Origin of the sequence: Streptomyces sp. LS1784 (genome assembly GCF_020103755.1) — a bacterium.
GTDB lineage: Bacteria > Actinomycetota > Actinomycetes > Streptomycetales > Streptomycetaceae > Kitasatospora.
This window is the reverse complement of record NZ_JAHSQD010000006.1, coordinates 22,704-44,392: the sequence shown is the minus strand read 5'-3', so window position 1 is coordinate 44,392 and position 21,689 is coordinate 22,704. Positions and strand designations below refer to the sequence as shown.

Genomic DNA, 21,689 nt, shown 5'->3' with positions numbered 1-21,689 from the left:
CAACCGTCGAGCCATCCCCGCTGGGGTGGGGCCGATGTGCCAGATCGTATCCGGCGTGGCAGGCGGCGTGACGCAACCCGAATACAGCTTGACGCTGTACAGCGTGAGGCTGTAGCTTTCTGCTGTCGGCACGCAGCCACCAAAAAGGGGAATGGGTATGGACGTCCCGATCGGGATCACGAAGAACCTCCGGACCACGGAACACTTGGGGCTTGGCGCGGTTGGCAGGCCCGAGGTGCTCGCCGCCGCCTATGCAGCTGGAGAGCAGGTCACCATCACGGGCAAGCAGTTCACCGGGGAGCGGGTCTACCTCGGCGTCACCCGCGAGACCTTCGACCTCGACCGCGACGCGGTGGCGCTCCAGCGAATCGGCCTCGACCAGGAGTTCATCTCGCAGGGCGGCCCGTACAAGGGCGAGCGCCTCGCGGTGTACCTGATCGACATGGAGCGACTGGACGACGCGCCCGGCATCGCGGAGGCGTACCGGCAGGCAAAGGCAGCCCGCACCCAGCGGCTGCTGGACATGCAGGCCCGAGTCGACGCTGAGGACGAGCGCCTTGACAGGCTTGCCGAGGACGGTGCCTGATGCCCACCATTGCCCGCCTCGCCCTGCGCGCGGCCCCGGAGTGCGACCACGCCCGGTACGAAGACATCGACCTCGACCAGCTCTCCCCACGTGCCCGCGCGCTGGCCGAGGCCGTCCAACAGCGCAGCCTCGCCACCGCTGGCGTGATCTGGTGCGCTCTCGGCACGGTTCGCTCGCTGATCCCGGACGCCGAACAGTGGCACGCCGACGACGACCTGGGCGAGCCCGTCTTCGTTCCCTGGTCCGCCTGGTCCGCCTACCCGGACGACTCCGAGATGGACCCGCACGACTACCTGGAACAGCAGGCCCGTCGCATCAACCCTGCCTACTCCATTGTCGGCGCCCACCCTCGCACCCCGGTGCCCTCCTATGCGGCCGGTGCAGCAGATGACGGATGGACCCGCCAGCAGGTGCTCGACTACCTGCGCGCGGCGGGCAGGCCAATCGCGCCCGGGACGTGGAGCTCCTACGTTGCACGAGGGCAAGCTCCCGCCCCCGTTCGACGGGTGGGCCGGACCCCGCTGTGGAATCCGGCCGAGATCAAGGCATGGACCAGCTGAACGACGGAACGCCCCCGCCCGGCCGAAGCCGAGCGGGGGCGTGCTGGTTCAGCGGGAGATGAGCGGGGCGACACCAGCGATCAGGCCGGCTATGCCGGTCAGGGCCCCAACGGCAGGTAGTGGCCACCGGCCAGCCTCCAGACGGCGCAGGCGCCCCTCGTGGTCGGCGAGTCTGGTGTCGACGTCCCGATCAGCGGCGCCGAGCGCATCGAGCTTGGCCTCCAGCCGGATCAGGCCATCGCCCACGCGCCGGACCTCCTCGTACATCTGGGTAGCAGTGATCACGATCCCGGCATCCGGGGCGGGGCCGGTCACTCGCGGCTCCGGGCCAGCAGGGCCGCCGAGTTCGGGTCACCCACGAACGTGCTGATCGCACCCTTCAGGACGGTCAGCGCGGCCGGCAGCGCCGCCACCGCAGCCGCCCTCAGCGCGCCGACCGAGGTCAGGTCGAAGCCGTCCGCCAGCAGCAGACCGAGGAACGCCACCGCGTACGTCGCGGCAGTCCGCTCGGCGAGGTCGAGGATGAATCTGGGCATGTGATGTCCGATCTGTGAGTGGGGATAGGTCAGGAGAAGAGCAGGCGCCAGGTCAGGGGGCCCGGGTAGCCGTCGGCGTCGCCGGCCAGCTCGGGCCGGGAGCGCTGGAAGGCCTGGACGGCCCGGCGGTCAGCGTCACTCCACTGTGGGCCGGGGCCGACCCGGTACGAGCCGCCGAAGCCCTTGCGGACCAGCTGCTCGCCGAGCTGGCGCACGTAGTCGTTGTTCTGGCCCGAGCCGAAGAACTGCCGGCCGGGGAAGTCGGGCGCGGACCCGGGCAGGTAGCCGAGCAGCTGCCGCAGCGACGCCTCGCCCGGCACGCCGTCCGCGTCCGCCCCGGTGAAGCCCAGACTCCGCTGGTACTCGGCGTAGTTCTCGGTGTCGGCGTCCGTCCAGTTCGGGCCCGGGCCCTCCTGGTAGTGGTCGTCGAAGCCGGCCGCGACCAGGGCCGCGCCGACGGCGGTCACCTGGTCGCCCTGGGCGCCGTAGCCGTACGACAGGCCGCCGATGGTGGTCTGGTGGCGGGCCGGGGCCGGGGCCGGCGCGGGGACGGGCTCGGCCGGCACCTGCGGGACGCCGACGCGAGCGGCCGGGACTCCGCCGAGCGCCGGGTCCGCGCTGATCGTGCCCTCGGGGTAGTCGGGCACGCCGTACCCGTACGGGCTGCCCGGGCCGCGGCGGGGCCGCTGGCGGACGTACACCCCGTCGCCCTGGGGCGAGCCGCTCGTGTTGGTGTTGCCCTCGATGGTCCAGATCGTGTTCTGGTCGTAGCCGGTGACCACGCCGACGTGGTCCTGCCCGGACGTGCCCATGTAGAAGGGGCCGCCCAGTACCGGGTACTCAGTGAAGCGGCTGTGCTCCTTCCACCACTGCACGGCGTTCCAGCACGAGGCGGTGATCGGCCACCGGTCGGCCATCCCCTCGGTCTGGGTGGCGCCCCACGCGGTGAACGTCGCACACCATGCCTGGTCCTGGGACCACTCCAGGCCGGGGACGGCGGGCGAGTACTTCTGGTGGTTGTTCCACGCGCCGCTGCTGTCGCGGCCCTCGTGGTAGCCCTCCTGGCTGGTGAGCAGGGACACGAACTCGTCACGCATAGGGGCGCCTCCTGGGCATGAAGAAGCCCCGGCCGGGCGGCTCGGGGCAAGTGATGGCGATGTGTCGGGTGGTGCCGGTACCGTCAAGGGACCGCAAACAGGCCAGGGGGTACAGGCGTTGAGACGGCAGACGTGGGCAATCATCGGCAGCGTGGCGGTGATCGCAGGCGGGAGCGTGACCGCAGCCGCGCTCACCAGCGAAGACGACAAGCCGACGCCGCAGCAACAGGTCGCCGCCGAGGCCAGCCCAACACCAACCACGACGGACGCCAGCAGCCCGACCGCACCGGCCGAGGCCTCACCGACAGCCGTGCCGAGCGCGCTGCCCACGCCGACGACCGCCGCACCGGCACACACCACGCCAAGCCCGGCCGCCACGGCCAAACCCAGCAGCAAAACGAAGGAGAACAGCACCGTGCAACAGCCGAAGCAGATCGCCCCCGCAGACCCGGTTGACACCCCGCCAGCCACGCAGCCCCCGGCATCCACTGGCAACCCGGACAACCGGAACAACGGCGGTAGCGGCACGGTCGACCAGGGCCCGTACTCGACCCGCGGCCCCGGTGTGCCGATCCCGTCCCAGACGGCCCAGAACCCCTTCTAGGCCGGCATGCCGTACACGGCGAGCCCGCGTACCCCAATGTTGCCGGTGCTACCCGGCAGCACGCGAGCCCGCCAGTTCAGGTAGCCCTGAGATTCGTGGTCACCGGCAACCAGACCACTGGTACCGCCATAGAAAAATGCCCCGGCACCGACAGACACAACCGAGCTGATCGGCGTGCCGTTGTCGTCCGTGAGCTGGATCTCGCCCGACGTAGTCCCATCCGAACAACGGACCAGGAACCACGCCGCAACGCGAGGCTGCTGCTTGATCCACGGCGACCGCATCAGCGTGGTGAACGATGTGGACGTCGTGGTGAACTGAGGCACCTCCGTGGTGCCAAACCAAGTCCCACCACCGATGAACGGCCGGGCAAGACCCTGCCCAGTGGTGCGATCCTCGGAGAAGATCGCGTGTCCGGTCCGGTCCCAAATAATCGGATTCTGCTGGCCGCCGTCGGGAGCCCAGAGAGTCATGGCGATGTTGCCGTCCTCTCGGGAGAGGATCATGCCGGTCTGACGCGATCCATCCGAGTGGGGCGGGTCGATGTCGCCAATGTAGAAGATCGAATTGCCATTGGGCGCCGTGACGTAGAAGCGACCACCCTGCCCGACAGTGACGTTGCCGGTGAGGACCTGGTTCATGGCGGGCCGCATCTGGGCCCGGCCCATCACCAGGCGGACCTGGTCCTCCAGCTGCCGGATGCGGTCGAGGATGTCCAACGGCAGATCAGGCATCAGGCAGCCTCCAGGTAGAGCTCGGTGGACTCCGGCCGCCCGCGTTGCTCCGGCGAGACCTTGAGGCCGACGACCCGGTACCGGGCGGACAGCCCGTCGTAGTACCAGTCGTCCGTGATCCGGATCCGCACGTACGAACCGAGCTGGGGCTGGTCAACCCCGCTCCCCGTGTACGCAACGGACGGAATGAGCGAGGGGCGACGGGCAGCGGCGAGGTCGGCCTGGGCGTGCTGGTCGAGCACGTCCTGGCTGATCACCGTTGAGTAGTCCGACGTGCCGTCCAGCCGCGGCCAGCCGGCCGCGATGTCAGTCGGAGTTGTGAGCAGGGCGGACATGAGCGGCGTCGACTCGGCGGCCAAGTTGCTGTTGACCGTGGCGCCCCGGGACTGCCAGGCGTTGGCGAGCCTGGTCGCGTCCTCGGGCAGTGAGTAGGTGGTGATCGGGCCCGGGCTGGACAACACGAGGTCGCCACCGCCGACACTGAGGCGCGGGTAGCCGAGCCGCAGGGCCCGGTGCCGAGCGCCGGTGGCGTCCCGGTAGCACTGGATGATCCACTCGAACCCGTTCTGGACGGCGGCAAGTTGGTCGATGAGGCCGCCGATCCACGGCAGGTCGTAGCGGGAGTACACCCGGTCGCGTGGGACGCCGCTGGTCTGGCCGTAGTCGATCTCTACGCCCAAGTGCCCGCCGGGTGCGGATTGGGCGTAGGCCACGAGCTGCCGGGCGATGTCGAGCTGGTCTACGCCGGTCGAGGTCATGCTGTCGGTCAGCATGCGATGCGAGCGGAGGACCGACTCCAGGCCGGCCGCCTGAATGGCGCACGTCCAGACGCCGCGAGCATCTCTAGACGGCGTGCGGGTCCACAGGATGCCGCCCCACACGATCGTGCCCGCGACCGCATCCCAGCGCTCCAGGTAAAGCATGGTCCGCCCCGGCAGCACGGAAGTACGGACCCGCCGAGCCATGGCGCTGTCCGGCACATCGATCGTCGCACTGAGCGAGCCGGTCTTGCCGATGTAGGCGTCGTAGGACACGTCGCGGACCGGGATCCGGTCGAGAAGCCTGTCCGTACGCAGGTCGCATACCAGCAGCTCATAGGTGGCCATCAGGCGACCCTGTGCAGCCGCAGCCAGGACCCCGGGTAGATGCTGGTCGGCGTGGGCTGGGCGGAGTTCTGGGCGAACTGGAGCTGCAGGTTGCCGGAGTTGGCGGCGGTGATGTACCCGCGAACGGCGGCATTCACCATGCCGCCAGCGCCATACGTGCCTGCCGTGGTCGTCGCCGCGATCGCAACCGTGTTGGGACTGTACGTCAAGGTGCCGCCCGTACCGGGCGCGTTGATCGACCACGTCCCGGTGGAGCCGGCCGGAACGGACCATCCGAGCTTGAGATCGCCGGCATTGAACTGCCCGTCGTAGACAACCCAGCCGTCGATCTCGTAGGTGGCACCAGCGACGACCGGCAGGGACAAGTCGGTGGCAGGGACTAGCGTGGTCGACGACGTCACAGGCTGGGTTGCACTGGTTTTGCGGGCGTGGAGAACCTGCCCCACCCCGGTCACGGACAGGTTGCCGTTGACCTGCGCGGTAGCCGTCGCGGAACGAGTGATCGTGACATCGCCTAGACCGAGCACGCCGGCGTTGCCGAGGCGGACCGCAGCCTCCCACACGGCGCCCGTGTAGCGCTCCAGGATGCCGGCCACGCCTCCAGCGTCGCGCCACTGCCCGGCGTAGGAACCGGCCGCAGTACCGGGTGTGATGCCTCCCACCGGCACCGTGTAGACCCGCTGGTCGGTCAGCGCAGTGCCCCAGTTGATTGGGTCGCCCGATGACGCGCCGGCCTTTACGTTGATGTCCCACAGCCTCAGGTAGGCCGTGCCGGACGCCGGGGCGGTCGGGGCGGAGCCCGAACCGGCGGTGCCCTGCTGGTAGACGACCTGGGCCGCCCTGGTGCCGGACGAGTCGTGGTCGGTGTCGAGGACGACCAGCCACACGGTGTCAATCCGGGCAAGCGACGCGTGCCCGGGAGCAACGGTGATGCTGGTCGCGGCGTCCACCACGGCCGGGTAGGCGCCCTGGGCGGACGTGCCCTGGACGACGGCCCGGCCGGGCGCGACGGAGCCGGTCATGCCGGAGCCGGTCAGCAGCAACGGGGTGCCGCCCGGGATCACCCCGGAGCGTACGGTCAGCGAGCCGGTCGGGGTCATCAGGGTCGTGGCGAGGCGGATCATGACGCGGGTCAGGCCCGTCAGGCCGTTCCACGCGGCGTACACGGCCATGGCGGACCTCCTACAGGTAGGCGGAGCGCCACCGGACGGTGGCCTGCGCGGCGGGGTCGGTGGAACTGGGATCGGCCCGGAACGAGATGGTGTTCGTGCCCGGCGGCACCGTGAACAGCCCCTCGGGCGCGGATCGGCTGGTAGCGGTGTAAAGGCGGTCCTGGCCGCCCAGAGTGACCGTCCCGGCCCAGGTATCGACGATGAGGGTGTCGGCCGCACCGAGCGTGATGTCGTACTCAAGGCGGAGCGCGCCCAAGGTGACAGTCGGCGTGGTGACCGGGCCGCGGATCTCGACGACCGGGTGAGCGGCAGTGGTGCCGGAGTTGGTGACGATGAGGTCGCCGGTGGATCCGGGCGTTCCGAAGTCGAGTCCCACCTCGGTTGGCGAGCCGAAGTTGAGGCCGGTCTCGGTTGGGCTGCCGAAGCTGAGGCCTGTCTCCGCGATTGGCAATACGGCCGAAGCCGTGGACTCGGTGACGACGTAGCGGCGCGGGTCGCTGCACACGATCTGCAGCGAGGCACCCTTGATCAGGCCGTTGCGGCTTGCGGTGCTTGGCGGAACGTACCGGCGGACGACTCGGCCCCAAGCGAGCATCGGCATGTCGTCGAGCTGAACAACGAACGGTAGCTCGGCAGTGCTGTCCGGTGGGGTCTTTGCTGCCAGCGCCCGTGCCGCCGCCGATGCCTGGCCCGGTTCGCACCGGCCGATCAGGGTGAGTGTCACCGTGCGGGCCTGGCTCAGGAGGCGCCCCGGCCAGGCGCCGTGCTGCTGGCTGCGGAGCACGGTGCCGGAGTCGACCGGGACGGTCTCCTCCCAGCCCTGGATCGGCTGGTCAGCGGCCATGCTCCAGCCGGTCCCGGGGCCCAACAGGAGATCTCCGTACTGCACATGGCCGGGCTGCGAGCCGAGCCAGGTCACCGAGGGCACAAGGTCACCCCCTGCCCTTGGACAGCCACAGCAGGTCCTCGGCGGTGGCCGCCGCTGATCCGCTGTCAGACTCGTAGTAGTTGGTGATGTGGAACCCGCCGCCACCTGCCGCCGTGCCGTAGCCGGCGCTGCCGACAGCTGCTCCAGCCATGGCCGGTACGGGCGGTGGTTGGACGAGGGAGCGCATCGTGGCGTCGAGTTCGCCGGTTCCGGCCTGGATGCCGGAGACAATGCCAGCGGGGATCCATCGGCCGACCTGTTCGGCCATCACGCGGCTCGGTGAGGCGATGCCGAGCGCGTCGCGGATCGGGCCCGGAATCGCCGACTTCGCGAAATTGATCAGCTGCCCCTTGAGCCAGCTGCCCATGCTGCTGATGCCGGCCCACAAGCCGCGGACGACGTCACCACCAGCGGAAACGAGCAGACCCCCAAGGTCGCCCAGGGCCGACTTGATCCAGCCCGGAACCCCCTTGATCCAGTTGACCGTTGCGTTCCAGCCGTTGACCGCACCGTCGTACACCGAGCCCCAGATCCGGGACAGGACACCGGCGATGTCCCAGCCGGAGAAGAAGTTTCGGATGCTGTTGGCGACGTTGACGACGAGGTTGCTGATCCAGTTCCAGGCCGCGACCGTGGCGTTTCGGACGGTGTCCCAGTTGGCTATGACCAGTGCGACCACGGCCACGACAGCGGCGATCACCCAGCCGAGCGGGCCCATCGCGAGGACCCAGGCCGCGGCCATGCGGGCCGCCTGGAGCATGGACTGGGCGCCCATCATGACCCAGCCGGCCACAATCTCGACCACGGCGGCGGCCTGGAGGGCCATGCCCCAGACGATGCGGGCTCCGATCGTGATCCACGCGGCAGCCTGCTGGGCACCGCTGGCGATGGCCGCGGCCCCCGAGGTCACCCACGCCCACACCTGCTGGGCGCCGGACGCGACGGCGGAGGCACCGGCGGCGATCCACCCGCCCACGGTCTGGTAGGACGCAACGACGCTCATCGCGCCGTTGGTGACGGCGGCGCCGCCCGAGGTGGCCCACGCGGCGACTTGCTGGGCTGCGCTGATTGTTGCGGCGATTCCGGCCTGCGCGTAGCCCACGGCAGTCGTGATGAGGACCGGCAGCAGCACCGCGGTGATGGCCCCGGCCACCACCGCAATGGTGGTCCGGTTGTCGGACAGCCACCGTGCAGTGTCGGCGAGGGCCGGAATGACGGTGCCGACAAGTACGCCCGCAACCGTGGCGGCAGCGGGGACGAGGTGCTCGCCAAGCCACCGCACCGCATCCTTCACGGGCGGGACGACGTCGTCCCGCAGGAAGCGGCCGAGCTTGGTCACCGCAGGCGCCAAATCGTCCCGCAGCACCTGGCCGGCCTTGGCGGCCACCGGGCCGAACCGGTCGGCGAGTTCGCTGCCGATCCGGGTGACAGCCGGCACGACCGTCTCGATCAATGCACGTCCGAACGAGACAACGGCAGGCACCGCAGTGCCGGTGATCCAGCTGGAGGCTGCGCTGAACGCCGGTCCGAACTGGGACTCCACCACGCCGATCACGCGCTCCAGGACGGGCAGAACCCGGCCTCCAACGACCTCGGTCAAGCCTTGTTCGATGCTGCGCTTGAACTGCTCGATACGGGTGGAGGCGTTGTCGCGCAGGGAGTCGCCCATGCGCTGGGCGGCGCCGCCGACATCGCCGAGGGCCGCAGTTGCCGAGGACGGGTCGAGCGCGTACAGGGCGCGCTGGACGTCCTCCGACTTGGTGCCGAACAGCGTGAGTGCGACGGACTGCCGCTCGACCGGGTCTTTCATTGCGCGGAGTCGGTCAAGCAGCGTGTCGAGACCCTGGGCCGCGGCCGGGCCGCCCTCCACGAACGCCTTCTGCATTGCCGAGCCGGACAGGCCGATCTTGGCGAACGCCTCGTTGACGGCGTCTCCGCCGCCCTGGGTGATGAGAACGAGCTCCTTAAGCGAGTCGGCGACGACGTCCGTGTCGCGGGCGCCCGCGGCCATGCCCTGCGCAAGCAGCCCGGTGGCCTGGGTCGCCGACAGGCCCATCTGACGGAAGATGGTGCTGTACTCGTTGAAGGTGTCGGCCAGGTCATCGGCCCTCGGGCCCATGACCTGCATACCGCGGGTCATGACGTCCAGCGCCTCGGCACCGTCCTTCGCCAGACCCGTTTTGATCATCTGCCCGGCGGCGTTCGCGGACTGGCCGAGGTCTAGCTCGAAGGTGTCCGCCAAGTCATGGACCCGGGTGGCGATCTGCTGGATCTGGTCGTTCGTCGCGCCGGGCGGCAGCAGCCCGGCCGACATGGTGCTGCGAACCGCGTCGGCGGCCCCCTGGACGTCCTCGGTGACCGCATCCGCGTACATGCGGCCGGCGATCTGCCCGTACTGGCGGGCCACCTCCGGTGTCGCGCCGAGCTGGGCGCCCAACTTCCCGGCGACCTTCTCCTGCTCCATCGCGCCGGTGACGCCCTTGATGAGGGCGGCGCCAGCGGCGAGCCCGGCCGCCGCGGCGGTGACCGCAACGGCCTTGAGTGCGGTGCCGATGCGGCTTCCGGCCTTCTCGGCGCCCTGCTCGGCCTCGGTGGCGAGACCCTCGCCAAGGGCCTCACCCCCGGCCTGGCCCGCCTGCGCGGCATCCTGCTCAACCTCGCTGGCGAGGGTCTCCATGCCGCGGCCGACCCGCTGCACACCAGAGGTGAACCGGGAGTCGTCGAGGTCTGCGTAGCCGGTGAGCTCTCCGACGGTCAGCGCCATAGGGCACCTCCCCTCGGAGCAGGTCAGCCAGCCTGGTCAGGCGGGAAGAAGTGCCTTTGGAGGCGGGACTTGGCGCTGAGCAGGCCGAGGATGCGGACCCTCAGCCAGCGCCAGGAGCGCTCACGGAGCAGGCCGGGGGTGCCGAGGTCGATGCCGTAGACCTGGTGGAGGTCGGCCTCGACCAGCGGCCACTGCTCCAGCAGCGCCTGCCAGGTCAGGCCTTCGCGGCCCGGGGCTTGGCCGTGCGGGTGCTCGTACCACTCGTAGAGCCCCGTCGCGGGGTCTTGCTCGCCGCCGCCGTACCCGAGGACCGGGTGCCAGCGCGACGGGTCGCCCGGTTCGGGGCCATGCGAGAAGGGTCGCCGCCCGAGGCCCAGTAGCGTTCGGCGGTGTCGAGGTCGGCGGTGATCCAGAACACGACCGTCATCGCGACGTGCTTGAAGCGGGGCCAGGACAGCTCGGCGAGGAGCTGGTCGTAGGAGCTTCCGAGTGCTGCCTTGTACAGGTCGAGTTCGGCGTCGTCGTCGAGTACCTCGGCCTCGGGCGTCTCGCCTCCGGCGGCGAGCCGGGTGGCGAGGGTCATGATGCGTTCGATGCGCAGGCCGTCCTCGGCGGAGGGGCCCTCGATGCGGTAGACCTCGCCGTTCGGACCGGCGGGTAGTTCGATGGCGTCGTCGAGTGCCGTGTCCAGCGCGGCGAACTGGCGCGCCATCAGGCGAGCGGGTTCGTGATCGGGATGAGCGGGCCGTCGCCGGTCAGGGTCACCTTGACGGTGTCCAGGTCGGTGTAGGCGCCGCCCTGCGGCTCCCACGTGACCAGCGCGCGGCCCTGGTAGGCCTCGGGCAGGCCGTTGCGGTCCATGTACCGGAGCTGCACGTAGGAGGCGCTGCCGGAGGCGAACGCGGCGAGGCGGAGCTGCTCGTGCGTCGGCACGTACGTCTTCGCGGTGTCATCGATCTTGCGGTTGATCGTGAGCTCGATGCTCCACTCCTGGCCGGTCTTGGTGTTCTCCTTCCACCCACCGGAGTCGTAGGTCGAGCTGTCCTCGATGTTCGGGGGCATCTTCGCCGTGAACTCCGAGATGCCGAAGACCTGCTGCCAGTCCGGCGTTGCGGTCGTTCCGGCGTTGAGTTCCAGCCGCCAGCGGCGGGCGAGTGCGGTGGTGTCCGTGGCCACGGTCCCCTCCTAGGGGTCGAGGTTCGCGCCCGCCGGGCGCGAGACGTTCAGGTAGTAGTTCGCGGTCAGTTCCATGCGGTCCCGCGAGTCGGCGCCGATCCACGCCTGGGAGTTGCGCCAGATCAGTGGGCACTTGATGCCGCCGACCACCGCGTGGGCGCGGTTGTGGAGCAGATCGAAGACACCGTCGGCGAGGTTGAGGACCGCCCGCGGGTCGGTGCCAGCCCGCATGCGGGCCTGCACCCCGACCACGGCCTCGGTCATCGGTCCGTCGGTGACCGGGTACGGGGTGAGGCAGATCGCCCAGTCCGGCTCGGGCGGCATCTTTGTCACTGTGATGCCGGTTTCCGCCGCAGTGTAGGCGCCGGTGGGCCGCCACGTGCCGAGGCCGGCGTCGGCCAGCATCACCGCGAGGCCCTCGGTCAGGAGCGTGGTGGTCGACGGGCCGGTCACGATCGCAGCCCCCGCCGAATCCGGGCCGCCACCAGCTCCCACACGGTGGACGACTCCGAGTTGAGGGGTTGTTCCAGGTACTTGGCCTGCCGGCCGGAGGCGTGCCGCAGGGTCATGTCCTCGTGCTGGCGAACCGCGTACGGGGTGTCATAGGAGACGGCGCCCCGCAGTGAGGACGGATCGACCGAGGCGGTACCGGAGTGCTGTAGCGGGCCCTCGTCCAGCGGCACCAGTGCGGTGGACTGGGCGAGGACGTGCTCCATGCCGTCCATGAGGCCCTGCGCGGCCGCGGCCCGGAACTCCGAGGTGACCTGGTTGAGGTTGAGCGTGAGACGGACGCGTCCGGCCACCAGCGGCCTCCTCTATTCGAGCTGGATCTCCAGGTGGGACGGCACCGGGAGGGTCCCGCCGTCGCGGCGCAGGGCCTGGATGACGACGGTGGTCCGGCCGGTCGGCAGGGTGACCCGGGACAGCGGTGGCGCCACCGTCGCCAACGGCGCGTAGGCGGTACCGCTGCTGGTGGTCTGATCGCCGGCCGCCGACCGGACCGTACGCGTCTGCTCATCGACGAAGCACCGCACGACCGCGGGCAGCCCGTAGACGTGCCCGTAGGCGCCGGTGCCCTCATACGGCTCCACGGTGATCGAGTGCTGCAACAGCCAGCCAGGCAGGCCGCTCACGGAGCGAACACCGACCCGAACAGCATCCGGTCCGGAGTCAGATCCGGTGACCGCAGGGCGTCCCAGGCCTGCGGGGCAACCTGCCGGGCTGCCGAATCGGAGCCGTCCGGCAGACCGCTGGAGCCCGCCCCGCGGCCGAGCGACACCGACCCGATGGAGACGCTGCCCCAGCCCGCACCCGACGCGCCGGTCGAGTCCCCGACCAGGCCCCACCAGGCAACCTGACGGCAGGTGGCCCGCCGGAGCGCCTCAATGACGACCGGATCGGTCGGCATGCCCGTGCTATCGACCTGGTAGCAGGCTGTCCGTAGCACCAGGGCGTCGAGCATCTCGGAGGCGTCGGCCAGCAGCCGTTCGGTATCGGCTCCGGGTGCCTGGCCGGTAACGGCCTGGTAGTCGCTGGTGGTGGCGTACACGCGGGCCACGGCCACCTCCCTCCGGTCTACGCGGGGTCGATCAGCCCGGCCGTCACCGAGGCGGCGGCCGACCAGTCGATGTAGACCTTGCCGTTGACGGGCTGCCGGGCAACCTGGGCTTCGAGGATGACGGCGGTCGCACTGGCCGCGACTGTGACGGTGCGGTCCGGGATGGCCAGGCCGTCCACGGTGGTTGCGGACTTGATGGTGGCGGTAATGCTGGCACCGCCGCCGTTGCGGACCACGAGGAGCTGACGGCCCCGGTAGGTCCACTGGTTGCCGTTGGTTCCGTCGACCGCGGTGAGGTTGAGTGTGGAGATCGGCGTGGACGCGTTCACCTGCTGCGCGGCCGGTAGGTCAGTCCTGGGCATCGGCCGCTCCCTTGCTGGCGGGCTTGCGCGCGGTCTTGGCCTGCGGCTCGGGCAGCGGGATGTGCGGCAGCTCGACCGGCCGGAACACCCCGCCAGTGGCAGCCTTCGGGGCGTCCTCGTCCGGGACGGCCGGATCGATCGGGTGCCAGTTGTCCAGCAGCTCCAGCCGCGGGTTCGGCTCGTCGGACCGGGCGATCTGCCCGGTGTTCTGGTTCCAGTACGCGTACGTCACCAGGGGCTCCGTTCAGGTCAGGGGGCGAGCGGGCCCTGGATGAGGACGGCGCGGTTCGGGTCCAACGTCTTGGTGCCGTACAGGGTGTCGACGCTGACCGTGGTCTGCTTGTACTTGATGTCGTAGGCGTAGACGACGCGCAGGGCGAAGCCCTCGAACGACATGATCGCGGCGTCCTGGGCGCCCGGCGGGATCTCCAGGGTTCGGGTGACGAGGGCGAACGCGGTCTTGTGGAACGCGAGGTCGACCTCGGTGGTGGGCTGCCCGGTGGTCGGGGTTCCGGCAGGTCCGGCGATGTTCTGGGTCATGTACGGGTCGAACCCGGAGGCGGTGGAGCCGAACTGGGCCTGCTCCAGGCCGACCGTGCCGCCGCGCTTCTCCGCGGACCGCCAGATCTTCTCCGCCATCCAGCGGGCCTTGGTGCGCGGGCCGACCACGACACGCCGCTCGTCCATCGGCACGTTCTTGGTGTCGAGCACCTCGCCGGCCTGGATGAGGACGCGGGAGTCCGACCACGGGTACGCCCCGTTGTAGCCCTGATAGTCCTCGCCCGCGGCATTCGCGGTGGCGTTGCCGATGGTCTGCACGACGTCGGAACGCAGGGCGAGCAGGTCCCTGTCGAGCTTCTCAGCGATGGCCTTCATCATCGGGTCGAGGATCTGCGTGCCGAAGTCGTTGATGTTCAGGGCGAGCTGCTCGGTGGTGACGACCGCGGACACGTCCGGCATGTGGTTGAGGGTGACCGCGACGCCGGACTCGGTGATGTTCTGCGGCACGATGCCGGTCGAGCGATTGAACTCGGAGGCGGTGAACGTGGCCGGCTTGCGGACGGTGATGGTGTCGCCCACGCGGCCCTGGAAGTCGGCCTCGTAGTCGCGGTGCACGAGGTTCGCCATGACCGTGTTCTCGTACAAGGTCGCGAGCGCTCGCGTGGCGATCATGCTCGGGGTGAGGAAGGTGTTGGCCACGACGGCCTCCTATCTAGGGGTCAGCGCCGGCCCTTGCGATACGCCTCGCGCTGGGCCTCGACGCTGGAACTGGTGGACTTGGGCTTGTCGCCCGTGGAGCCGTTGAAGTCGGTGCTGCCGCTGTCGGTCTTGGCCGGGGCGGCGGCCAGCTTGGGGTTGTCGGCGACGGCGGCCTTGATGGCCTCGCCGACCTTCGCCGTGAACTTGTCGTCGGCGGGGTCGAGCTTGGCGAGCTGGGCCATGAACGCCCGGGAGTCGGTGAGCGCGCCCGGGTCGGCGCCGTGCGTCGCGGCCCCCCTGAAGACCGCCAGTTCGACGGCGGTCTCGCGGTGGGCAGAGGTGACCCGCTCGATCTCCGCGGTCAGCTTCGCCGGGTCGGGCGGGGTGTCCTTCTCGTCCTGCACGAGGCCGAGGGCCCTGCCGAGCTCCTGCACCAGGGCGGTTCGGGCCTCCTGGGCCGCGGTGGCCTTGGCGTCGTTGCGCTCCTTGCCGACCTGCTTGCGGGCATCGGTCAGTTCCTTGGTGAGCCGGGCGATCTCCGCCGCCTGATCGTCACCCGCCCCGCCCTTGGCCGGCGGCTTCGGCTTCGCGCTGTCGTCGGTGCTGTCCGTGCCGTCGCCCTCGGTCCCGCTGCCGCCAGCATCGGATCCGCTGCTGGCAGTCTCACTGCCGGTGGCGTCGCCGTTGGAGCCGGAGTCGCCGCCGTCCCCTCCGTCCGCGTAGAGGAACGGGGAGAAAGGGGCGTGGCCGTAGGGGTGGGCCCAGCCGGTGCGGGGCAGAGTGGAGCGTCGCATCGTGCCCTCCTGGGGCGCGTCGGGGCCGACTCCTGGCCGGCCTGGAGTGGCCCGCTCCTGGCGGGCCGTGGTTCACCCGGCCGCACCCGGCGGCCGGAAGCTCAGCGGGCGCTGCCCGTCTGCTCGCGGTGGCTTTTGCGTGGCAGGCCGTCGGTCTCGGCGAGCAGGTCACGTACGCGGCCCTGGTACTCGCGGACCTTGGCGTTCGCGGCCTTGCGCTGGTCGTCGTCCATGGCGGCCGCGGCCCGACGCTTCCAGGTGCGGATCTGCCGTTCGAGGTAGCGCTGTTGCTGGGTCTGCTCGTAGCTCGCCCGGTCCTCCTGGGCGGGCGGGCGCTGGGTGACGCCGGGCAGGTAGGCGCTGACCCGGTGGCGGCAGTTGGGGTGTTGCAGGCCGGCTGCGCGGGCGTCCGCGAGGGATCCGGCAATGTGCACGGTCACCGTGCGGTCGTCGGCGGTGGCGTGCTGCACCTCGACGGTTCGGGCGCCCGAGCCGCCGATGGAGAGGACCTTGCGCTCCCATGGGCGGCAGAGCGGGCACTCCTCGGGTGAATCGGACACGACGACCAGGTCGAGGCCGGCGGCCTCCAGCCGGTCGGTGTGCGCCTGGACGGCAGCCTTGCCGACGGCCGATCGGGTGGCCATCTCCGCGTACGAGGCCATGTCCCAGGAGCGGCCGGCCTTGTCGACGAACCCGGTCACGCCCCGCTGGGCAAACTTTGCGAGCGCGCGGGCGGCGGCCTGGCGGCGGGTCTCAGCGCCCGTGAGCGCGGAGGCGGCAGCCTCGGCCACCGTCTGCCGGTACACGTCTACGCTGACCCGCAGCACTCGCTGGTACACCGGCCCGGTGTCGCCGACGACCGCGGCGGCAAGGCGGTCCACGACGGCCGCCCCGGGCAGGGCCTCGGCCGCTGCAGCGGTCTGCCCGACCGGCAGGGCGCCGAGTTCGGCAACGGCCGCCTGCTGGCCGCGCTCGTACGCCTGTGAGATGGCCTCTCGCAGGGCGCCGTCCGTGTCGGTCTGGAGTCCGTCCAGCAGTGTGCGGATGCCCTGTTGGAAGTCGCCGAGGCCGGCGAGCTTCTGGTTCACCCACATCGGGCTGTCGATGCCCGCAGCCAGGTCCGTACGCAGGCGTTCCAGGAGGGCAATCTCGGCCTGCTCGTACAGGGAGCCGACAGTACGGGCGAGATCCTCGGCCATGTCCGGGGATACCGGCATGCTGGCCTCCTACGGGATAAGGCCGGTCTGCATCGGGTCGGGCACGGCCTGCCCGGTCTCGGCGTGGATCGCCGCGACCTCGGTCTGCACGCGTGTGTCGTCCCACTCGGGATGCTGCATGCGAACCTTGGTCTCGGTGCTCGCAGCCTTGGCCCGTTCCAGTACTTCGGCAGTGTTGGCCAAGGTGAGGGCGTCCTCCTGGATTCCGTCCTGGAACTCCACGAGGGGGCGCTGGCTCCAGTCCGCACCGGAGCGGTACAGGTCGGCGTCCATGGCGAGCAGGGCCTGGATGACGTCGCCCAGGCCCGGCCGCCAGGACAGGATCTTGTTGCCGCGGGTGGTCTCGCTCCGCTGACCCTTGGCGCTGACCTCGGTTGCGGTGACCGCCACTTCGCCGTCCGAGCCGAACGTCTGCTCTGAGTAGCCCGCACTGCGAACGATCTTCTTCACTAGGTCGTCGCAGGTGTCCTTGTGCTCCTGCACGCGGATGTCGAACTGGACCAGGGTCAGCGGACTCTCGCCGGGCTTGGTGAGCATGTCCAGGCCGGTGTACATCTCCTGGGCCGGGTTCCAGTAGCCGCCGCGGCCCGGGCCGAGGGACTGCATCATGGCGTTCGGGATGACGGCCCGGCCGGCGCCGAGGCGCAGGTCGCGCATCCAGGAGGCGTGGGCTTGGTCGAGGTCGTCCATCAGGTTTTCGATGCCGTCGAGGTCGGAGCGTCCGAGGTTGGACAGCAGCGGCAGGGAGCGCCAGCGGCGGGTGGGCTGGTTGGGGACGTAGGCGATGCCGAGCCGCGGGTAGGCGGTGGGGATGCGGCCCTGGTCGTCGACCTTGGCGGCGAGCGGGGCGGTCTCTTCCTGGTCCTCCAGCGGCACGGGGTGGCCGAGGCGGTCGTCGGTGCCCTGGTAGAGGCCGTGGAGGATGACGCCGGGCTCGTGGCGTTCGAGGTGGCGCCAGACCTGGCCGTCCTCGCACTCGACGACCCGCCAGAACGTGACGGCGCTGAGCCTTCCCCAGGTGAACTCGGGCAGGGCCCGGTCGGGGTGAACGATGTCGAGCCACGGGGCGTCGGCGAGCGTGACGTCGGCGACCGGTCGCAGGTACACCCCGCCCAGGGCTGCGGCCAGCTCGGCGGCGCGCAGGAGCGTCGCGTGGAAGCGGTCCCCGCACACCGAATCGATGCGGGCCTGGGTGGCCTCGGAGTCGGTGACGCTGACCCTGGGCGGTTCGCTGAACAGCAGGTTGGCACTGGCGGAGCAGATGTCGCCGGCGATCGGAATGTGGGTGTGGGAGCGGAGCTCACCGGGTGCGGGCGGGGTGCCCCACCACCAGCGGGAGATCCGGCCGAGCATTCCGCCCCGGTACTGGCTGTTCTTCGGGTCGGGCATGCCGTAGGTGCCGCCGCCACCGTAGAGGGCGGTGAGCCGCTGCGGGTCACCGGACCACCAGGTGTCCCACTCGTTGATCGCCTTGAGGGCGGGGGTGATGCGCCTCGGCGGCCAGCACATGTCGTCATCATCCGGCAGGGGCATCGGCCGCCTCCTTGGGGTCTCGGCGTAGGTCGGGATCCATCCGGTCGGCTCGACGTCTCAGTGCTTCAGCCCCTACGGGGTTGGCCTCTTCGTTGGCCATTTGCCGCAACTGAGCGGCGATGTAGCGCATGTACGGCGGGCAGTTCTGGCGGGCTTGTTCGAGGCCGTGCTCGTGGGCGTAGGCGGCCTCGTACTCCTCGTAGCTCTGGGCTGTCACGGCCGCCTCCTCACGTCAGGCCGCCATCTCCAGCGGGGTGATCAGGTGCGGGCGCCACAGTGCCTCGGTGGTGGTGATGGCGTACCGGCCGCCGTCGAGCGAGTGGTCGGCGACCTTGATGGGCTTGTCCTTGCCCTCCTCGGTTGCCTTCGGGTCCCACGAATAGCCAGGCGCCTCGTTGATGAACCCCTGGCAGTGGTCGGACACCAGGAGCTGCCCCTGGGCAAGGAGCGTGGCCAGCAGCGAAATGCCGCGGGAGACGTCGTTGTCGGCTTCCTGCGCGGTCACGCCGTCCTGGTGAAGCTGCACACGGAAGCTGGCGGCGGCAGGGTCGACGACTACCCACTCGGGAGTGTGTCGTTGGTCGGCCATCCACTGCCGGAGGGATGCGGACAGCTGGCCGTCGGTCAGCCGCTGGTGGCCTTGCTGCGGGTCGTGGCGCCACTCGTCTACGAGGTACAGGCGGCGATCTACTCCGAGGCCGAGTAGCAGTCCGGTCGACGGATTGGTGGTGCCGTAGTCGACGCCGAGCGCGAGCAGGCGCTGCATTGCGGGTACCCGGCCGGCCGGAACGACGTGCCGCTCCGGGTCCCACATGTCAAAGACCGCGCCTTCGGCGGCGACCCAGGCACCGTCGATCATCCGCCGGTACCAGAGCCCGACGTACTCGGACTTCAGCGCGGTGACGTAGGCAGGTGCCAACGAGGGGTTGTCGTTGAGCGTGAAATGCCACGCTTGCAGGTCCAGCTGGGCCCGTCGGTCGAGGAACTTCCGCTTCAGCCAGTGGGCGGGGCTGTCCGGGTTCGTGGTGGCGAACAGCCGGGCGCCCGGGACGCTGAGGCGGCCGAGGAGCTGGTTCCAGAACCCCTCGGGCAGCAGGGTGGCCTCGTCCACGTAGGCGAGTGAGGCGGTGAGGCCACGCAGTCGGCCCTCGGCACGGGCGTCGGAGGCGCCGATCAGATGGATCGTGCGGCCCAGAATGGTGGCGGTGGTGGCGCCGCGGGTGTGATGAACCTGGTGGGCGAGCGGGCCAAACAGCTCGATGGTCTGGAGCGGGTCGAGGACGTTGCGCTCAATCGTTTGCAAGCTGCGGCCGACAATCACGATCAGGCCGGCCGTCGGCGCGGTGGAGATCGCAATCAGGAACGCCAGCAACGAGGCGATGGTCTTACCGGACCGAATTGCCCCGGACCAGATGTTGATGCGGGCCGTGGCCTGCGCGATCGAGCGAAGCTGCTTACGGGAGAGCGGGAGCTGGTCGAGCATCAGCCCTCCTCGCCGGTGTCCTCCTCCGCGTAGCGCGCGATGCCGGCCGCGAGCGAGCCGAGCATGGACAGGGCTTCCTCAGCGCCGGTGCCGGCCTTCGGGGGGACGAGCTTCAGCGAGCGGTCGATGGCCATGCCTGCGGCGCCGAGCAGGGCCTTCTTGTCGGCGGGCGGCGGCTCGGACAGCTCGTGTTCGTTGTACTCGTTGTCGCGGCCGCCGAACGCGTACACCGTGGCGGGTTCCCAGAGCTGGGCACGGAGCCGTTCGGCGTCCTCGTGGAGCTGGTGGGCGAGGTCAACGCGCCGAGCTTCGAGGTCAATGCGACGGGCCTCGGTGGCCACCTGTACCTGGCCGGATCGTTCGAAGCCGAGCCCGGCAGCGTGGACGGTCTCGGTGACAACGCGGGCGGATCGGTCGACGCGGCGCATGATCTCGTTGCGGCTGAGGCCCTCGGCTTGGAGGCGGAGGATCTCGGCGCGGACCTCGTCGGTGACGGGGCCGAGGTTACGTCCGGGCACGGTCACCTCCTCGGGGGTCAGGTGTCAGCCTTGCGGCAGCCAGGGGTTGATGGCGCCGATCCACTGCCGGGCCATGGTGAGGTAGGCGGCGTCAAGGGGGTGGGTGCCGTCGGCGGTCCAGTGGGTGCTGATGGGCCGCATGTCGGCGGCGACGACCCGGCCGGTGTTCTGGCGTGCGGCGACGACGTTGTCGACCCACCCGTTGATCTGGCCGGTGCCGGCGTCCAACGCAGGGTTGCGGTAGTGGGCAAGGCGGGCGCAGGCGACGCGGACGGTCGGGGTGGATGCGAGGAGCTGGTCGACGAACGTGCCGTAGCGGGCTTCCCAGTCCCCGGTGTCGGTGCCGATGTCGTTGGTGCCGAGGTGTACGAGGACGATGTCGGGCTGGGCGGCCGGCAGGGCAGCGAGTGCCCGGGGTGCGGTGATCCGCAGGGTCTTGCCGCCCTCGGAGATGTTGGTGATCTGGGTGGCGATGCGGCGGCGGGCGAGGAGGTCGGTCAGCCACGTGGGATAGCCCTGGCCACCTTGCCCGTTGCCGTAGGCGTCCATCTGTCCGCTCGCGCCGGCGGCGGCGCCGATGCCCTGGGTGATGCTGTCGCCGACGCACATGATCCGCACGGTGGCGGTGGGCGGTGCGATGGTGGCGCGGAGGTTGGCTAGGTTGTCGCGCAGGTCGGCGAGGAGGGTGGTGGTGCGCTGCTCGATCGCGCGCGTGTTGTAGCTGGCGAGGTCGTGGTCCCAGGGGATGCTGTCGGGCCCGTCGACCCATCCGTTGCTGGTGGCGCCGATGGCGAGGGCGCATGCGGTGTCGGGGCTGTACGGGGCGGGCGTGGTCATGGGGCTCCGTCCTCGGTGGTCAGGCTGCGGCTTGTCCGGGTCGCCAGCCGGGTCGGCGGCCGCCGCGTGCGGGCCGGTCGGCGCCACGTTGCCAGGTGTGCAGCTCGGCCTTGGCGACGGTGGGCAGGTGGTAGAGGTGGGGGCCGCCGGGGATTGGCAGGGCCTCGATCAGGCCGAGCATCGCCCACTTCTTCACTGCGGACTCGCTGATGCCGAACGCCTGGGCGGTGCCGGCCCGGTCGGCGAGGTCAGCCGGGTTGATGTCGGCGAGCGGCGGGTTGGGGTAGCGAACCACGGCACCTCCCCGGGCAGCACGAAGGCCCCGCGACGTTGGTCTGCGGGGCCTTCGGGGCGTTTCTGGGCAGGGGCTACCTGCTGCAACGCAGGTTACGACGGGCGGCGATCAAGCGCAAGCGGCGGCCTCAGGGCCGGTGAGTAGGACGTCCATGCGGCCTCCCCGAGAATGCCGAAGGGCCCGACGTGTGTCGGGCCCTTCGTGATGCGGACGCACCTGTGGTGCTGTCGCCAGCGTTGCACAAGCGCCGATCTTGTGCGAGCGGCTACGTCAGCCGCATGGGCTCCAGCGACCAGAACACGGTCACGATGTTCTGGACCGACAGGCCGTGATCGTGCAACACCTTGGACAGGACCTGTCGGTAGACATCCTGACGGGTCTGCCGGGGGCCGGGCACAATCTCGCCCTCTGCGCTGAGCTGCCGCAGGCTAGCTGAAGACGTGTGCTGCAGGGTGATGACCCAGTGATATGACATGGCGTCCTCTCAGTTCTCGGGCTGGGGCTGGGGCTGCGGGGCGGGCTGGGGCCAGATGGTGCTCTCGCCGCCTCCGCGCGAGAGAACGATCGGCTCGGGCTGGTCGGGCTGCTGGTCGGTGCCGTTGGCGTAGGCCATGATGTTGGTCTCCCTG

The 21,689-nt window shown here is 70.2% G+C and carries 30 protein-coding genes; 3 read left to right on the top strand and 27 right to left on the bottom strand.

The features are described from left to right. The first annotated feature begins 157 nt into the window (after positions 1-157). Both KS423_RS01960 and KS423_RS01955 read left to right on the top strand, forming a co-directional pair. Positions 158-586: a hypothetical protein gene (locus KS423_RS01960; RefSeq protein ID WP_224274111.1), complete on the top strand. Its 429-nt coding sequence runs from the start codon at positions 158-160 to the stop codon at positions 584-586. Then, positions 586-1,146 carry an AlpA family transcriptional regulator gene (locus tag KS423_RS01955; protein WP_224274109.1) on the top strand — a complete coding sequence of 187 codons (561 nt, stop codon included), beginning with the start codon at positions 586-588 and terminating at the stop codon, positions 1,144-1,146. The genes KS423_RS01960 and KS423_RS01955 overlap by 1 nt, the downstream gene beginning before the upstream one ends. Before the next feature lie 48 nt (positions 1,147-1,194). Here the strand turns inward: KS423_RS01955 and KS423_RS01950 are convergent, their stop codons facing one another. Genes KS423_RS01950 through KS423_RS01940 form a run of 3 tightly spaced genes read right to left on the bottom strand, consistent with a single transcriptional unit; the run spans position 1,195 to position 2,779 of the window. After that, positions 1,195-1,431: a hypothetical protein gene (locus tag KS423_RS01950; protein WP_224274107.1), complete on the bottom strand. Its 237-nt coding sequence runs from the start codon at positions 1,429-1,431 to the stop codon at positions 1,195-1,197. A 26-nt stretch (positions 1,432-1,457) separates the two neighbouring features. Beyond that, entirely contained in the window at positions 1,458-1,682 is a 225-nt protein-coding gene (locus KS423_RS01945; RefSeq protein ID WP_224274105.1) for a holin, read from the bottom strand. A 29-nt stretch (positions 1,683-1,711) separates the two neighbouring features. Beyond that, positions 1,712-2,779, bottom strand: a complete 1,068-nt coding sequence (locus KS423_RS01940; protein ID WP_224274103.1) for a peptidoglycan-binding protein — start codon at positions 2,777-2,779, stop codon at positions 1,712-1,714. Between the two features lie 151 nt (positions 2,780-2,930). On the opposite strand from KS423_RS01940, the gene KS423_RS01935 reads away from it, so the two are divergent. Next, positions 2,931-3,383, top strand: coding sequence for a hypothetical protein (locus tag KS423_RS01935; RefSeq protein WP_224274101.1), 453 nt, complete (start codon positions 2,931-2,933; stop codon positions 3,381-3,383). On the opposite strand, the gene KS423_RS01930 is transcribed toward KS423_RS01935, so the two are convergent. The 24 genes from KS423_RS01930 to KS423_RS47120 form a co-directional block, all read right to left on the bottom strand. After that, positions 3,380-4,117, bottom strand: coding sequence for a hypothetical protein (locus KS423_RS01930; RefSeq protein ID WP_224274100.1), 738 nt, complete (start codon positions 4,115-4,117; stop codon positions 3,380-3,382). The genes KS423_RS01935 and KS423_RS01930 overlap by 4 nt on opposite strands. After that, positions 4,117-5,223, bottom strand: coding sequence for a hypothetical protein (locus KS423_RS01925; protein ID WP_224274098.1), 1,107 nt, complete (start codon positions 5,221-5,223; stop codon positions 4,117-4,119). The genes KS423_RS01930 and KS423_RS01925 overlap by 1 nt, the downstream gene beginning before the upstream one ends. Then, on the bottom strand, positions 5,223-6,395 hold the full coding sequence (locus KS423_RS01920) for a hypothetical protein (protein WP_224274096.1): 1,173 nt from the start codon (positions 6,393-6,395) through the stop codon (positions 5,223-5,225). The genes KS423_RS01925 and KS423_RS01920 overlap by 1 nt, the downstream gene beginning before the upstream one ends. Before the next feature lie 10 nt (positions 6,396-6,405). Then, positions 6,406-7,239, bottom strand: coding sequence for a phage tail domain-containing protein (locus KS423_RS01915; protein ID WP_224274094.1), 834 nt, complete (start codon positions 7,237-7,239; stop codon positions 6,406-6,408). 88 nt (positions 7,240-7,327) lie between these two features. After that, positions 7,328-10,087 carry a phage tail tape measure protein gene (locus KS423_RS01910; RefSeq protein WP_224274093.1) on the bottom strand — a complete coding sequence of 920 codons (2,760 nt, stop codon included), beginning with the start codon at positions 10,085-10,087 and terminating at the stop codon, positions 7,328-7,330. A 214-nt stretch (positions 10,088-10,301) separates the two neighbouring features. Further along, entirely contained in the window at positions 10,302-10,799 is a 498-nt protein-coding gene (locus tag KS423_RS01905) for a hypothetical protein (protein ID WP_224274091.1), read from the bottom strand. Then, positions 10,799-11,263: a phage tail tube protein gene (locus tag KS423_RS01900; RefSeq protein WP_224274089.1), complete on the bottom strand. Its 465-nt coding sequence runs from the start codon at positions 11,261-11,263 to the stop codon at positions 10,799-10,801. The genes KS423_RS01905 and KS423_RS01900 overlap by 1 nt, the downstream gene beginning before the upstream one ends. A gap of 9 nt (positions 11,264-11,272) precedes the next feature. Next, positions 11,273-11,716, bottom strand: coding sequence for a minor capsid protein (locus tag KS423_RS01895; protein WP_224274087.1), 444 nt, complete (start codon positions 11,714-11,716; stop codon positions 11,273-11,275). Beyond that, the gene (locus KS423_RS01890; RefSeq protein WP_224274085.1) at positions 11,713-12,066 is read right to left on the bottom strand and encodes a minor capsid protein; all 354 of its coding nucleotides are present in this window, start codon (positions 12,064-12,066) and stop codon (positions 11,713-11,715) included. Before KS423_RS01890 ends, KS423_RS01895 begins: the two co-directional genes overlap by 4 nt. 12 nt (positions 12,067-12,078) lie before the next feature. Next, positions 12,079-12,396, bottom strand: coding sequence for a hypothetical protein (locus KS423_RS01885; protein WP_224274084.1), 318 nt, complete (start codon positions 12,394-12,396; stop codon positions 12,079-12,081). Beyond that, positions 12,393-12,812, bottom strand: coding sequence for a hypothetical protein (locus tag KS423_RS01880; RefSeq protein ID WP_224274082.1), 420 nt, complete (start codon positions 12,810-12,812; stop codon positions 12,393-12,395). The genes KS423_RS01885 and KS423_RS01880 overlap by 4 nt, the downstream gene beginning before the upstream one ends. A gap of 26 nt (positions 12,813-12,838) precedes the next feature. Continuing rightward, the gene (locus KS423_RS01875; RefSeq protein WP_224274080.1) at positions 12,839-13,183 is read right to left on the bottom strand and encodes a hypothetical protein; all 345 of its coding nucleotides are present in this window, start codon (positions 13,181-13,183) and stop codon (positions 12,839-12,841) included. Then, on the bottom strand, positions 13,170-13,415 hold the full coding sequence (locus KS423_RS01870) for a hypothetical protein (protein ID WP_224274079.1): 246 nt from the start codon (positions 13,413-13,415) through the stop codon (positions 13,170-13,172). Before KS423_RS01870 ends, KS423_RS01875 begins: the two co-directional genes overlap by 14 nt. A gap of 17 nt (positions 13,416-13,432) precedes the next feature. Further along, positions 13,433-14,383, bottom strand: a complete 951-nt coding sequence (locus tag KS423_RS01865; RefSeq protein ID WP_224274077.1) for a P22 phage major capsid protein family protein — start codon at positions 14,381-14,383, stop codon at positions 13,433-13,435. Positions 14,384-14,403: 20 nt separating this feature from the next. Further along, entirely contained in the window at positions 14,404-15,177 is a 774-nt protein-coding gene (locus KS423_RS01860; RefSeq protein ID WP_224274075.1) for a hypothetical protein, read from the bottom strand. A gap of 101 nt (positions 15,178-15,278) precedes the next feature. Beyond that, positions 15,279-16,394 (bottom strand): phage minor capsid protein, encoded by a 1,116-nt coding sequence (locus tag KS423_RS01855; protein WP_224274073.1) that lies wholly within the window; start codon positions 16,392-16,394, stop codon positions 15,279-15,281. Between the two features lie 9 nt (positions 16,395-16,403). Next, positions 16,404-17,927 carry a phage portal protein gene (locus KS423_RS01850; RefSeq protein ID WP_224274071.1) on the bottom strand — a complete coding sequence of 508 codons (1,524 nt, stop codon included), beginning with the start codon at positions 17,925-17,927 and terminating at the stop codon, positions 16,404-16,406. Further along, positions 17,911-18,144 (bottom strand): hypothetical protein, encoded by a 234-nt coding sequence (locus KS423_RS01845; protein ID WP_224274069.1) that lies wholly within the window; start codon positions 18,142-18,144, stop codon positions 17,911-17,913. The genes KS423_RS01850 and KS423_RS01845 overlap by 17 nt, the downstream gene beginning before the upstream one ends. 15 nt (positions 18,145-18,159) lie before the next feature. Further along, on the bottom strand, positions 18,160-19,410 hold the full coding sequence (locus KS423_RS01840; protein WP_224274068.1) for a PBSX family phage terminase large subunit: 1,251 nt from the start codon (positions 19,408-19,410) through the stop codon (positions 18,160-18,162). Continuing rightward, the gene (locus KS423_RS01835; protein WP_224274066.1) at positions 19,410-19,928 is read right to left on the bottom strand and encodes a helix-turn-helix domain-containing protein; all 519 of its coding nucleotides are present in this window, start codon (positions 19,926-19,928) and stop codon (positions 19,410-19,412) included. The genes KS423_RS01840 and KS423_RS01835 overlap by 1 nt, the downstream gene beginning before the upstream one ends. Before the next feature lie 24 nt (positions 19,929-19,952). Further along, positions 19,953-20,765 carry a GDSL-type esterase/lipase family protein gene (locus KS423_RS01830; protein WP_224274064.1) on the bottom strand — a complete coding sequence of 271 codons (813 nt, stop codon included), beginning with the start codon at positions 20,763-20,765 and terminating at the stop codon, positions 19,953-19,955. Between the two features lie 19 nt (positions 20,766-20,784). Beyond that, positions 20,785-21,060, bottom strand: a complete 276-nt coding sequence (locus tag KS423_RS01825; protein ID WP_224274062.1) for a hypothetical protein — start codon at positions 21,058-21,060, stop codon at positions 20,785-20,787. A gap of 265 nt (positions 21,061-21,325) precedes the next feature. Further along, on the bottom strand, positions 21,326-21,535 hold the full coding sequence (locus tag KS423_RS01820) for a hypothetical protein (RefSeq protein WP_224274060.1): 210 nt from the start codon (positions 21,533-21,535) through the stop codon (positions 21,326-21,328). Positions 21,536-21,544: 9 nt separating this feature from the next. Continuing rightward, positions 21,545-21,673 carry a hypothetical protein gene (locus KS423_RS47120; protein WP_263454362.1) on the bottom strand — a complete coding sequence of 43 codons (129 nt, stop codon included), beginning with the start codon at positions 21,671-21,673 and terminating at the stop codon, positions 21,545-21,547. Positions 21,674-21,689: the final 16 nt, after the last annotated feature.